We start from the raw sequence: 12,091 nt of genomic DNA, 5'->3' as shown, positions 1-12,091 counted from the left end.
GAAGGCCCGTTCTTGACGGCGAGCATGCCGTAGGCACTCACATCCTGCTGTCGTTCTTGACATGTCCACGACAGCTAAATCACTGCTACAGTTGAGGATCCTGTTAGGGACTAGAGCTAAATGGAACTTAAATCTCTCCCCGCAGGGGCTCTGGATCAGTCGGTCGGTGGCCTCGTGGCGAGCGAAGCATACCATTCAGCATACGGAGTGTTCCGGACCAGCTGCCGATTGTAATCGGGCGCGCCGTCTCTCCACCACACCGGGCCACGTTCCCCGAGAGCCCGCTTTCCGGCATCGACCCGAGCGCGGACTATGGCCAAAGCCTCTGGATCGTCCTTGACGCTGCGGATGGCACGGCGCGCTGCCATCAGCTCCCGAACCAAGCGCTCCCGCTCCTCAGGCTCGAGATCCGGATTGCTCAGGCGCCACAATCGACCCCGAACGACGAAATAGCGCCCATCCGGCGTGCGCGGATATCGATCTGCTGATGGCGCGTGGCTCATGGGTCACCCAGGCATAAAACCTTTGAAGGCAGTTTGGCGAGGTCTGAACTGCCTGTCCTCACGGGGCCCGCTCCACCATCTTTACCGCCGCAGCATCAGCGGGTTTCTATCTGCAGGCCGTCATAAGCCGGCTCGATATGCGGCGGCAGCTCGCGGCGCAGCGCCTCATAGTCCAGGTCCGTATGCAGGTTCGTCAGGATGGCGCGCTTCGGCCTGACCCGCCCGATCAGGTCGAGCGCCTCCGACACCGAGAAATGCGTCGGGTGCGGCGTGTAGCGCAAGGCGTCGAGGATCAGCACATCGAGCCCTTCCAGATACGGCAGGCTCTCCTCCGGCACCAGGCTCACATCAGGCGCATAGGCGATGCTCCCGAAGCGGAACCCCAGTGCATCGATGTCGCCGTGGACCATCCGGAACGGCACGGCCTCCACGGCTCCTCCTGGGCCGGAAACCATGGTCGTGGTGCCTGGCTGCAGGTGATGCATCTTCAGGATCGGCGGGTAGCTGCTGCCGGCCGGCGTTTCGAAGCAGTAGCCGAAGCGCATCAGGAGCAGTTCGCTCGTCATCCTGTCGGCGTAGACCGGGATGCGCTGGCGCTGGACGATGGCGAGCGGCCGCAGGTCGTCGATCCCGTGAATATGGTCGGCATGCTCGTGGGTGTAGAGAACCGCGTCCAGACGGCGGACATTGGCTTCCAGCAGCTGATCGCGCACGTCCGGGCCGGTATCGACCAGAACGGTCGTGGCAGCACCGTCCGGGCCGATCCGCTCCACCAGCGCCGAGCAGCGCCGGCGCCGGTTCCGCGGATTGGTCGGGTCGCAGGCGCCCCAGCCGACTCCGACCCTTGGCACGCCGGCGGAAGATCCGCAGCCCAGGATGGTCACCCGCAACGTCATGACGCGAGCGCCCGCCCGTTTTCGGCATCGGCAGCCGCCGCCTTGGAGAAGAGCCGGTAGAAATTGGCAGTCGTGAGTTCGGCGACGGCCTCAGGGGACGCGCCGATGACCTCCGCCAGCACACGGGCCGTGTGAGCCACGAAGGCAGGCTCGTTGGTCTTGCCGCGGTGCGGGACCGGGGCGAGGTAGGGCGCATCCGTTTCCACCAGCAGACGATGGTGGGGAACCGATGCAGCGATCCGGCGGATCTCCTCGGAGTTCCGAAAGGTCAGGATGCCCGAGAACGATACGTAGAGGCCCAGCTCGACGCCGACCTGGGCCAGCTTCTCGCCCGACGAGAAGCAGTGGAGAACCGCATCGAACCGCCCTCGCCCCATCTCGTCCGACAGGATCCGGATCATGTCCTCGTCCGCATTCCGGGCATGGACGACCAGGGGCAGCCCGGCTTCTCGCGCGGCCTCGATATGCGTGCGGAAGACGCGCTGCTGCACGTCGCGCGGGCTCTTGTCGTAGTGGTAGTCGAGGCCCGCCTCGCCGATGGCTACGCACCGGGGATGCCTCGAGAGATCCACGATCCGCTCGGCCGGAACGTCCGGTTCGAGCGCCGCATTGTGCGGATGGGTGCCCACGGTGCAGAAGACGCTCGTATGAGCCTCGGCAAGGCTCCGATAGGTCTCATAGCGCGCCACATGGGTCGAGATGGTCACCATCCGGCCGACCCCGGCCGCCGCCGCAGCAGACAGCACCTCCGGCAGGCGGCTCTGGAAATCCGGGAAGTCCAAATGGCAATGGCTGTCGACCAACATGGGTGAAGGCGCCCTCCTCTGCGGCGGCAACGGCACACGCTGAATAAAGCCGATCAGCGCCTTCGTCTACCGATGCCCACCCTGGGCGGTTGCCGCCGGCTCGTCGTCCTCTCCCGCCTCCTTGCGGCGCATCTTCCGGAGGCGATCCTGATGACGGCGGACCGCGCTCTCCTCGAGGTCGTGCGGCCGGATGACGGGCACCGTCAGGCAGACGCTCTGGGCGGGGAGCACGTTGCACCAGTCCTGGATCAGCTGCTTGTAGCAGCGCCCCACGGGACGGATGTTGCGGTCGAGATCGTAGAGGCCGACTGGCGTGACGCGGTTGTTCTCCTCCCTGAGAGCCACGTCCCAGTCCATCTGATCGGTGAGGGAGTACCAGGTGAAGCCTACGATGGGCACGCCGGTGTTGCGGACCCGGAGCACGTTGGCCCATTGCTTCCAGAGCCAGTTGACCGCCTCCTCGCCCGTGGGCCCCTCCATGAGGTTGGTCTCGGTGTGCATGACGGGCAAGCGGTAGCGGTCGTAATATTGCCGGGTGATCTCGTCGTAGCCGAAGACGTCCCCGGCGGCCCGGGTCATGCCGTCGGCCCTAACCCGATGCTCGTTGGTGACGTAGTAGTCGTTGCCCATGATGCAGTGATGGCGCAGGGACGAGCGGCTCAGGAAGAAATGGTACTCGTCCCGGGTCATGCCGTTGTCCATCAGGAACTCGTACATCTCGGAATCGACCCGCCGGCCGTAGTTCAGGTCGAGGGACAGGAACCGCCGCGCGTTCATGATCTCGGCCGGCTTGATGGCCGCAGGATTCTCGGCATGGAAATATTCTGAAGACTCGCTCTGGATGAACAGCGCATCGGGGCGGACGTCGAGGATCCGCTCCATGGCGAGCACATTGGCCTTCACGATATGCTTGAGGGCGGTCACGAAAGCTTGATCGCTGCGCAATTGCTCGTTCCACCACCCATAGGCGGCCGAGAACTGGGCGCAGATGAACATCTCGTTGACGGGGGTGTAGAGCTGGACCCAGGGAAAGCGGCGCGCGAAGGCGCCGGCGTATTCCGCGAACAGCGCCGGGAAGTCCGGGTTCTGGAAGTTGCCGATCCAGTCCGGCACGCCGAAATGGCAGAGATCCACGATGGGAATGATGTTGCGCCGCCGAATCTCGGCGAATGTCATGTCCGCGAAGGACCAGTCATGCCGCCCAGGGCCCAGGAACGCCGTATGCAGCGGCGGCCCATAGCGGAGAACCTGGATGTCGAGCTCCTCCAAGAGGTCGAAATCGGTTCTCCAGTGCCTGTAATGGCCGCACTTCTCCATCTGATCGATGCGGGTGCGGCCATTGTTGATGGTCGGGATGCTGTTCTCGATCCCGGTGGCGAACATGAAGGTCGTATACATCGCCCGCTTCCGCTGAGGGCCCCTGCGGGCCGATCAAAGCGGACGCGTCAGGACGCCTCCGCCTCGACATAACGCGGGAAAATCGGGGCCGGTTGCGGAAGGGGTACCCCCGCGGCCAGGCGATGCTCGGGCCCGACCGCCGCAAGGCCCCTGCCCTCCGGCGCCACCGCCAGCAGATCGAGCAGCTTGGACGCAGCCTCCGGCACGAAGGGCTGGGCCAGGATTCCGACGGCGCGCAGAACCTCGGCGGTAACGTAGAGCACCGTGTTCATGCGGGCAGGGTCGGTCTTGCGCAGAACCCAGGGCTCCTGGGAGGCGAAGTAGCGGTTGGCCTCCGCCACAACGGCCCAGATCTCCGACAGTGTCGTGTGAAGCGCAAAGTCCTTCATGGCAGCCCTTGCCTTTCCAGGCAGGGCATCGGCGAGCCAGAGCATGTCCCGGTCGGCCTGAGTGAACTCCCCCGGCTGCGGCACGGCGGCCCCGCAATTCTTCGCGATCATGGACAGCGAGCGCTGCGCCAGGTTGCCGAGGTCGTTCGCCAGATCCGCATTGATGCGGTTGACGATGGCCTCGTGGGAGTAGTTGCCGTCCTGCCCGAAGGGAACTTCCCGCATGAAGAAGTAGCGGATCTGGTCGACGCCATAGGTATCGGCCAGATCGAAGGGATCGACCACGTTGCCGACCGACTTCGACATCTTCTCGCCCTTGTTGAGAAGGAACCCGTGGCCGAAAACGCGCTTGGGCAGCGGCAGCTCCGCCGACATGAGGAAGGCCGGCCAGTACACCGTGTGGAAGCGCACGATGTCCTTGCCGATGATGTGCACGTCCGCCGGCCAGTAGCGCCAGCGCGGATCGTTCTCGTTCGGGAAGCCGCAGCCGGTCACATAGTTGTTCAGCGCGTCGATCCACACATACATCACGTGCTTCGGATCGCCAGGAACCGGCAGGCCCCAGTTGAAGGTGGTGCGGCTGATCGAGAGATCCTGCAGGCCCGAGCGAACGAAGCTCGTGATCTCGTTGCGCCGGGTCTCCGGGCTGATGAAGTCGGGATTGGCCTCGTAATGGGCGAGCAGGCGATCCTGGTAGGCGGAGAGGCGGAAGAAGTAGCTCTCCTCCTCGATCCATTCCACAGGCGTGCCTGTCGGCGCACGCCAGCTGCCGTCGGGCTGCTTCGTCAGCTCGCTTTCGTCGTAATAGGCCTCGTCCCGGACCGAGTACCAGCCGGAATACTTGGAAAGGTAGATGTCCCCCTTCTCCTGCATCCGGCGCCACAGCTCCTGCGTCGAGGGCAGGTGGTCCGCGTCGGTGGTGCGGATGAAGCGGTCGTAGGAGCAGTTCAGCCGGTCGGCCATGGCCCGGAACTTGGCGGCCATCTCGTCCACGAAGGCTTTTGGCGTGGTGCCGCTCTTGTCCGCCGTCTGCTGGATCTTGAGGCCGTGCTCGTCCGTGCCGGTCATGAAGAACACGTCATAGCCGTCGATGCGCTTGAAGCGGGCGATCGCGTCCGAGGCGACGACCTCGTAGGCATGGCCGATATGGGGAGCCCCATTCGGATACGAGATAGCCGTGGTGATGTAGAATTTTTGCTTTTCGGCCATGTCGGGTTCCTAAAACCTGAAATCTTAAGCCCTGAATCCTGTAGAGTGCGGAGACTTCAGGCCGCTCGCCGCACCGCGTCGGCAAGGTCGTCGAACATCGTCAGGATGAAGGGCCGGCGGTCGAGATTGAACACGTCGATCTCCTGCGCCGCGCGGCCGATCTTCTCACACACCTCCACCAAAGGTGCAAGGCGCGAGGCGCCGAGGCCTGCCCGCTCGTGGAGCCGCTGGGAAACCCAGCGCTGCACGGTGTCCAGGGCCAGTTCGTAGCTGTCCTCCGCATCCCGTCTCGAAAGGGCCTCGGCGAGGGCCAGGACCTGCTTCGTGTCGGTTCCGGGCAAGGTGTTCAGGAGCTTCGTGACCTGCTCGATGAAGGCTACTTTTTCCTCGTCCAGCAGCTCGAGGGTGCGGCGCACCGAGCCCTCGCCATAGCGCAGAGCCTGATCGACCACGTCGCCTGGGATGTCGGACCAGGGCGCTCCGAGGAAGGCAATGGCCCGTTTGATGTCCCGCTCCCCAAGCGGCCGCAGCAGCAGGCGCCGGCAACGCGAACGGATGGTCGGAAGCACCCTCTGAGGCGCATGGCTGACGATGAGGAACAGCGAGCGCGGAGGAGGCTCCTCGATCACCTTGAGCAAGGCATTGGCGCTCGACACCGTCAGATCCTCGGCGCTGTCGACGATGCAGACGCGATAGCCGCCATCCGCCGCCGTCGACCCGAACATGGAGAGCGCCCTCCGGACGGCTTCGACCGGAATGGTCGTGGAGGCTGCCTTCTTGTCCGTTGCCGGCGCCCTCCTCAGAACGGACAGGTTGGGGTGGGACAGGGCCGCGACCTGCCGCGCCACCTGCGAGTCTGGCGGCACATCGAGGCTGGCGACGGACCTGTCGGCGCTGCGCCGCGGATCGAGCACCGCTCGCGCGACGCGATAAGCCAAGGTCGCCTTGCCGATGCCCTGGGCGCCTCCGATCAGCCAGGCATGATGGAGGCGGCCGCTGCGGAGCCCTTCCAGGAAGGCTCCCTCACCTTCCTCGTGGCCGAAGAACGCAAACTGCTCCCGGGGATGAGGCGTCCCCTCGAGCTGATCGGGCTCGGGCAGCCCCTGGGGCTCACGCGACATCGAGGGGCCTCACGGCGCTTTGGGTGATCCGGGGAAGGCGCTCGCGCAAGGCAGCCCAGATTGCCGCCTCGACTTCGTCGGGCGCCTGATCCGCATTCACCACCACGCATCGCCCGGGATCCGCCCGGGCGATGGACAGGTATGCCTGACGGAGCGACTGGTGGAACGACACGTCCTCATCCTCGAAACGATCCGCGCCCTCACCTTTCCCGGCCTGGCGCGCCCTGGCCCGGGCCAGCCCCACTTCGGCAGGCAAGTCGAGAATGAAGGTGAGATCGGGCTTCACGCCCCGGAGCGTCACGCGCTCGAGCTGATCGATGAGGGTCTTGTCGATGTTCCCCACAGAACCCTGATAGGCCCTGGTCGAATCCGCAAAGCGGTCGCAGAGCACGTGAACGCCATTCTTCAGAGCCGGAACGATGGTCTTGTCCAGGTGGTCGATGCGAGCGGCCGCAAACAGGAGGGCCTCCGCGAAGGGCCCGAGATGCTTGGCGTGACCGCCCAGGAGAAAGGCCCGGATCTCCTCGGCCCGCGGGGATCCGCCCGGCTCGCGGGTCACGAGGGTCGAGTGATCGAGCTGCTGCAGCCGGTTCTTGAGCCTGCCGATCTGGGTCGACTTGCCTGCGCCCTCCCCGCCTTCGAACGTGATGAAGCAGCCTGCCATCAAATTCTTTCGAAGAGACTCGCGAAGGCCCGGCGAACCCAGCCCGTGCTGAACTCCAACAGCCCATCCAGCGCCCGCTGGCTCAATGTACCCTGCTGGACGTCCTCACTGGCATAAAGCGGCATTTCGAGAGCCTGCATGTCACCACGGTTGACCTGGAGCCGGGCCACCTCGGCCCCCTTCTGGATCGGAGCCTTGAGCGGGCCGGTATAGACGATGCGCGCCGTGACGCGCTCGCCCTCCCCGCGGGGTACGAGTACACGAACGGGCTTCTTGGACACAAGCGGGAGCGAACGGCGGGTGCCGCCGAAGACCTGGGCTTCGCCGACCACCTGCCCCTCGGCGAAGAGCTGCTGGCTCTCGAAGGCCCTGAAGCCCCAGTCGAGGAGCTTCCGCGATTCCGCCGCGCGATCCTTGGCGGTCTTGAGACCGTTGACCACCACCACGAGCCGCTGGTCGTTCTGGACGGCGGAGCCGATGAGGCCATAGCCGGCCTCGTCGATGTTTCCGGTCTTCAGGCCGTCGGCCCCGATGTCCATGAACAGCAGGGGGTTGCGGTTCTGCTGCCGGATCTTGTTCCAGGTGAACTCGCGCTCGCCGAACAGCTTGTAGAGATCCGGATAGGTTTCGATGATGTGTATGGCGAGCTTTGCGAGGTCCCGGACCGTAGCCTTCTGCTCGGGGTGCCCATAGCCGGTGGCGTTCCGGAAGGTGGATTTCGTTAGGCCGATCTGCTTGGCGCGCTCGTTCATGAGGCGGGCAAAGCTTTCCTCGGTTCCGGCCACGCCCTCGGCGATGGCGATGGCGGCATCGTTGCCGGATTGCACGATGAGCCCGCGCAGCAGATCCTCCAGCCGAATGGAGGTGTTCACCTTCGCGAACATGGACGACCCGCCGGAGCCTCCGCCGCCCTTGCGCCATGCATTCTCCGAGATCGTGAACTCGCTGTCGAAGCTCAGGCGGCCGTTCTTGATTTCGTTGAAGACAACCTCGGCCGTCATGACCTTCGCCATGCTGGCCGGCGCCGTCGGCTCGTCGGCATTCTTCTCGAACAGGACGGCATGGCTGCCGGCGTCGATCAGGATGGCTGTCGGGGCCAAGGTCTGGAAGCCCTGGGCCCTCGCCTCCTGCGGCAGACCGGAGGCCAGCAGAATCCCACCCCACACAAGACCGAGTGCCGCCAGGATCCGGGCGACCTTGAAACGACGCATTATCAGCAACTCCAGGCTCTTCCCTTAGGAGACCCCGAATCTGTGGCGCGTCAACCGCAAATCAACGTGCAGCCACGCTCGGCTGTGCGTAATGTTGCAGCAGCTGCAGGAGGGCCCGTGCTCTAGCGGAGCACGAACTTCGACGAGGCGGCCGGGACGGCGGAGCCGGTCTTCTGGAAGCCGCCCTGCGCCGAGGCCGGGGCTTCGTAAAGGCCGGCGAGCACCGGGCGGGAGGCCGCACCCGTATTGGGAGCCGCCGAGCTGAGCCGGGCCACGGGGCTGGCAGCCCCGGGAATGGTGCCGAGGTCGAAGGGCCGCTCGGGCGGGAGCGGAACGGTGCCGGCCACCGCCCCTGACCCTGCCGAAGGCTGGGCTGTTGCAGGCCTGGAGGCATAGACCGCGGTATCGGGTTCGTAGGTGCGCAGGGCGATGGCCTGACGCGGCGCGTTCGGCTGCGGACCCGCCTGGGCGATCATGGTCGGTCCGGTGTTCGTCAGGGTCGCAGGCTGGCCGTCGGTGCGCAGGCTCGCCAGGAGAATCCGGTCGTCGCTGCCGTTGGTGGAGGCACGCCCGACATACTCGACCCGCACGCGGGCCGTGCCCGCCTGGCGGAAGCCGAGGGCGGCGGCGGCGCGCTCCGACACGTCGATCACCCGGTTGCCGTGGAAAGGTCCGCGGTCGTTCACGCGAACGATCATGGAATGGCCGTTCTGCAGGTTCGTGACGCGCGCATAGCTCGGGAGCGGCATCGTGGTATGGGCGGCGGCGATCGAATCGCGGTCGAACACTTCGCCATTCGCCGTCAGGCGGCCATGGAAGCTCGGCCCATACCAGGAGGCGAGCCCCTCGACCGGGCGCGGCGTTTCATTCGGAACGTAGGTTCGGCCGGCCACCGTATAGGGCTTGCCGACCATCTGCCGGCCACCACCCTTGGGCACCGGCTGGCCGTCGGCCACCACCTTCGGGCTCGGAGCCACCCCGTACTTCGGATCGATCCCGCCTCTCACGTTCGAGGAGCAGTTCGCCGCCGTAAGGGCAATGGCCGTCACACCTGCGACGCGGAGCAGAGTCCGTTGCGTGGAGGAAAGACGCCCCCCCGCCTTCAGCCCGGTTTTCGCATCAGCGCGATCACAAAGCATTCGTCCCGCATCCTCTCGTTCGCACGGTGCGCAACCCTGAGCCGGGAGCGCCGGCCATCAGGCACAGTGCTTTTCTGGTTGTTAAAGGAAAGTTAAACGGTCGCGCTTGTCAATGGCAAAGGTATACCCAATTTTACATTGTAACAAGCGAATAAATTTATTTTTGAATCAATTAGATAAGCAAAAACTCTAAACTATGACGCGAGAGAAACTGAGCTAGACTTTTGTCTTCGTGCGAACCCATTTCTCCCGGTGGCAAAGCTCAGACAGCTTCCCGTCAAAACCGATATTGCAGGGCCGTCAATGACTTACACCAAGGCGGAATGCAGATCGACGGATCCGCCTTGCGACACCCGCATTACGCCGTGCTTTCCTGAGGAGGTGGTTAACAAGCTCTGGCTCACCCTAAAATCCATGAGTTTGAGGCAGGCCAAGCTTTTGTGGCCGAAGCCTCCGAGTTGACGCCTGAAGGGTGACGGCCTTAGACAGGATCTTCCGGCAGGACCCGTCGGAGGGGTGGCCGAGTGGTTTAAGGCAGCGGTCTTGAAAACCGCCGTGGGTGCAAGCCCACCGTGGGTTCGAATCCCACCCCCTCCGCCATCCGCACCCTTGCAGAGGCGGGAGCTTGCGGATTCTCTCTCGGAGGTCGTCGCGGGCGTCAGTGCGTATACCGAAAGCTCGGGGCTGCGGTTCTTGTTAGTCTGAAAATACATCATCGGCTGTAACCGCGACTCCGAAACATTCTGGGCGGGCGAGTTCTGTTCATGTGGTCTCGGGAGTCAGGCTCGGCGGCGGCAGAGGGCATATGCTGCCGCAGCAGGCGATGCCCGGCAGGTGGTAACGCAGGCAGCAGACCTTCCGGCGGCGGGTTTCCTGTTCTTCCTGACGGACGTAGCGGACCAGGCCGAACATGGGGTTCGGGGCGCCCCCGGCCCAGAGCCTGTCGTTGAGGAGCGAACGCCCCTCTTCGAGAACATCGGGCTTGGCCATTCCGGCCCCCGCCGCCTGCTGAAGGGTCCATTCGAAGACGTCAGCCGCGTTGTTCCACAACAGGCGCGGCGAGACCTTGAACCGCGCCGCAAGAGTGCGGATCAGCGGCTCGATGTGCCCCCTGAACAGGGATGCAAACCGTTCAGCATCGTCTCCCTTCCGCGGAACACCCTCGTCAGGCAGGATGACCGCAGCGGTTCGACCTTCTTCGTGCACAGCGATGCAGATCCGGTCCAGGTCAACAGGCAGGTTGCGGTCGAGCACCAGGGCCGCAAGGGTCGTGGGGATGATGAGGGCGCCGAAGTGCCACTGCGCCCACATGGACACCAGGGCGCGCCGGTCGCCTCCCGGATGAACCGCGGAGAAACGGGACAGGAGGCTGTCCAGCACGCTTGCGTCGAGCAGTTCCCGCCCTCGTACGGACGACGGATGTTCGCCGGGAAGGGCAAGAGCATCCTTATAGTGGGTGAAAACACCCGTGAAGCAGGGTTCAAGGGAAGGGATCATGACTTTATCGGCGCAAGCTCGCTCATGGCCCCCTGCTCCTCATGGCTCGAGAGCGGTTTCGGGCGAGAGCTCAGCCGCGCGGTGATCGGAATGGCCATGAACGCGAGAGCTGCGGACAGACCGAAGCATGCCCCGTAGCCGTAATGCTGGGAGATCCAGCCGGCCCCAAGCCCGCCCATCATGCTGACGAGAGCATCCATGGATTGCAGCAGGGTAAAGTCGATGCCGGCTTGGCGCGGATCGGAGAGCGCCATGAACTGCGCATAGAGGGCAACAAAACCCAGGGCCATGATCCCGGACGAGCTGACCAGGGCCAGAGCGACCAGGAACTCCTGCGGCGTCCCCTTTGTCCAGTCAGAGGCCGCAAGGGCTGCAAGCGCCAGGGCCTGCGCCGCCAGCGCCAGGATCATGACAGGACGCGAACCCCATCGACGAACGCACGCGCCGCCAAGGAGCGCGCATGCAAAGCCGACGGCCATCCCTCCTGCCCCGTTGACGATGCCGAGCGAGGCGAGGTCGAGACCCGCGTCGACCAGGAACGGCCCGAGCATGGTCATCCCCCACTTCTGCGTGGCGGCATACAGCGCAGACAGGGCGAGCCCCCTGCGCAGTTCCGGGCGTGCAAGGGCCGAGCGCAGGGAAGGCCTGTGCGGGCGGTGGGCCGGTGCAGGCGGTGCGGGCGACAGAACGAACGGCAGACCCAGGAGCACGAGGAGCGCAGCCATCAGAGTCATGGCATGCGTCCAGCCAAGATGGGCGACGAGCACCAGGAACAGGCCGGCCCCGATGGCGGAGCCGAGATAGGCTCCTCCCACTTGGGCGGCGTTGCCCCAGCCGTGGTGCTTGACGGAGAGGCTTTCCACCGCCTGCCCGTCGCAGGCGATGTCGACCGTGGAGGCGGCAAGCGCCACCACCAGGATGACCGCCACGATCGCCGCCAGATTGCCCGCCCCCACGAGGCCGCCGAGCAGGAGCCCGGCAGCGCATACCAGACCACCGACGAGCACGATCGAGCGAGAACGGCTCTCGCCCGCTCTTGGCAGCCTGTAGCGCTCGACCGCCGGGGCCCAGAGGAATTTCAGGACCCAGGGCAGCACCGCAAGATAGGTGAGGCCGATCATGTCCAGGGAGAGGCCCTGGTCCCGCATCACGCTCGGGAGCGCGCCGAAGGTCACGCCGCTGATGACGCTCTGGCCGACGTAAAGCCCGCCGATGGCCAGAACCATGGCAACGGGCGAATCCAACCCTCGCACAGCCA

At 65.0% G+C, this 12,091-nt stretch carries 11 protein-coding genes and 1 tRNA gene; 1 reads left to right on the top strand and 11 read right to left on the bottom strand.

From position 1 onward, the window contains the following. Positions 1 to 155 precede the first annotated feature (155 nt). From GR303_RS24955 to GR303_RS21780, 9 genes are all read right to left on the bottom strand, one after another. The gene (locus tag GR303_RS24955; protein WP_246205808.1) at positions 156 to 503 is read right to left on the bottom strand and encodes a hypothetical protein; all 348 of its coding nucleotides are present in this window, start codon (positions 501 to 503) and stop codon (positions 156 to 158) included. 95 nt (positions 504 to 598) lie between these two features. After that, positions 599 to 1,399: an MBL fold metallo-hydrolase gene (locus GR303_RS21815; protein ID WP_161726099.1), complete on the bottom strand. Its 801-nt coding sequence runs from the start codon at positions 1,397 to 1,399 to the stop codon at positions 599 to 601. Next, complete coding sequence (locus GR303_RS21810) at positions 1,396 to 2,205, bottom strand: TatD family hydrolase (protein ID WP_161726101.1); 810 nt, start codon at positions 2,203 to 2,205, stop codon at positions 1,396 to 1,398. Before GR303_RS21810 ends, GR303_RS21815 begins: the two co-directional genes overlap by 4 nt. A 66-nt stretch (positions 2,206 to 2,271) precedes the next feature. Continuing rightward, complete coding sequence (locus GR303_RS21805) at positions 2,272 to 3,603, bottom strand: family 1 glycosylhydrolase (RefSeq protein ID WP_161726103.1); 1,332 nt, start codon at positions 3,601 to 3,603, stop codon at positions 2,272 to 2,274. Positions 3,604 to 3,650: 47 nt separating this feature from the next. Beyond that, positions 3,651 to 5,201, bottom strand: coding sequence for a methionine--tRNA ligase (metG, locus tag GR303_RS21800; RefSeq protein ID WP_161726105.1), 1,551 nt, complete (start codon positions 5,199 to 5,201; stop codon positions 3,651 to 3,653). Positions 5,202 to 5,257: 56 nt separating this feature from the next. After that, complete coding sequence (locus tag GR303_RS21795; RefSeq protein WP_161726107.1) at positions 5,258 to 6,322, bottom strand: DNA polymerase III subunit delta'; 1,065 nt, start codon at positions 6,320 to 6,322, stop codon at positions 5,258 to 5,260. Next, positions 6,312 to 6,986, bottom strand: a complete 675-nt coding sequence (gene tmk, locus GR303_RS21790; protein ID WP_161726109.1) for a dTMP kinase — start codon at positions 6,984 to 6,986, stop codon at positions 6,312 to 6,314. The genes GR303_RS21795 and tmk overlap by 11 nt, the downstream gene beginning before the upstream one ends. Next, a complete protein-coding gene (locus tag GR303_RS21785; protein WP_161726111.1) occupies positions 6,986 to 8,197 on the bottom strand; it encodes a D-alanyl-D-alanine carboxypeptidase family protein in 1,212 nt (403 codons plus the stop codon). Before GR303_RS21785 ends, tmk begins: the two co-directional genes overlap by 1 nt. Before the next feature lie 122 nt (positions 8,198 to 8,319). Next, entirely contained in the window at positions 8,320 to 9,246 is a 927-nt protein-coding gene (locus tag GR303_RS21780) for a septal ring lytic transglycosylase RlpA family protein (protein WP_343038490.1), read from the bottom strand. A gap of 600 nt (positions 9,247 to 9,846) precedes the next feature. Here GR303_RS21780 and GR303_RS21775 point away from each other — a divergent pair. Next, positions 9,847 to 9,936, top strand: a tRNA-Ser gene (locus GR303_RS21775). A gap of 162 nt (positions 9,937 to 10,098) precedes the next feature. Here GR303_RS21775 and fhuF read toward each other — a convergent pair. Next, a complete protein-coding gene (gene fhuF, locus GR303_RS21770; RefSeq protein WP_161726114.1) occupies positions 10,099 to 10,833 on the bottom strand; it encodes a siderophore-iron reductase FhuF in 735 nt (244 codons plus the stop codon). Then, a complete protein-coding gene (locus GR303_RS21765; protein WP_425487134.1) occupies positions 10,830 to 12,086 on the bottom strand; it encodes an MFS transporter in 1,257 nt (418 codons plus the stop codon). The genes fhuF and GR303_RS21765 overlap by 4 nt, the downstream gene beginning before the upstream one ends. Positions 12,087 to 12,091: the final 5 nt, after the last annotated feature.

It is taken from the genome of Microvirga arsenatis (assembly GCF_009910705.1).
Classification (GTDB): domain Bacteria; phylum Pseudomonadota; class Alphaproteobacteria; order Rhizobiales; family Beijerinckiaceae; genus Microvirga; species Microvirga arsenatis.
This window is presented reverse-complemented; position numbering and strand designations above follow the sequence as displayed.

Coding starts and splice junctions, on each gene's coding strand:
- tmk (WP_161726109.1), bottom strand. CDS start 6,986: ATGGCAGGCTGCTTCATCACGTTCGAAGGCGGGGAGGGCGCAGGCAAG.
- GR303_RS24955 (WP_246205808.1), bottom strand. CDS start 503: ATGAGCCACGCGCCATCAGCAGATCGATATCCGCGCACGCCGGATGGG.
- GR303_RS21815 (WP_161726099.1), bottom strand. CDS start 1,399: ATGACGTTGCGGGTGACCATCCTGGGCTGCGGATCTTCCGCCGGCGTG.
- GR303_RS21785 (WP_161726111.1), bottom strand. CDS start 8,197: ATGCGTCGTTTCAAGGTCGCCCGGATCCTGGCGGCACTCGGTCTTGTG.
- GR303_RS21805 (WP_161726103.1), bottom strand. CDS start 3,603: ATGTATACGACCTTCATGTTCGCCACCGGGATCGAGAACAGCATCCCG.
- fhuF (WP_161726114.1), bottom strand. CDS start 10,833: ATGATCCCTTCCCTTGAACCCTGCTTCACGGGTGTTTTCACCCACTAT.
- GR303_RS21810 (WP_161726101.1), bottom strand. CDS start 2,205: ATGTTGGTCGACAGCCATTGCCATTTGGACTTCCCGGATTTCCAGAGC.
- GR303_RS21795 (WP_161726107.1), bottom strand. CDS start 6,322: ATGTCGCGTGAGCCCCAGGGGCTGCCCGAGCCCGATCAGCTCGAGGGG.
- metG (WP_161726105.1), bottom strand. CDS start 5,201: ATGGCCGAAAAGCAAAAATTCTACATCACCACGGCTATCTCGTATCCG.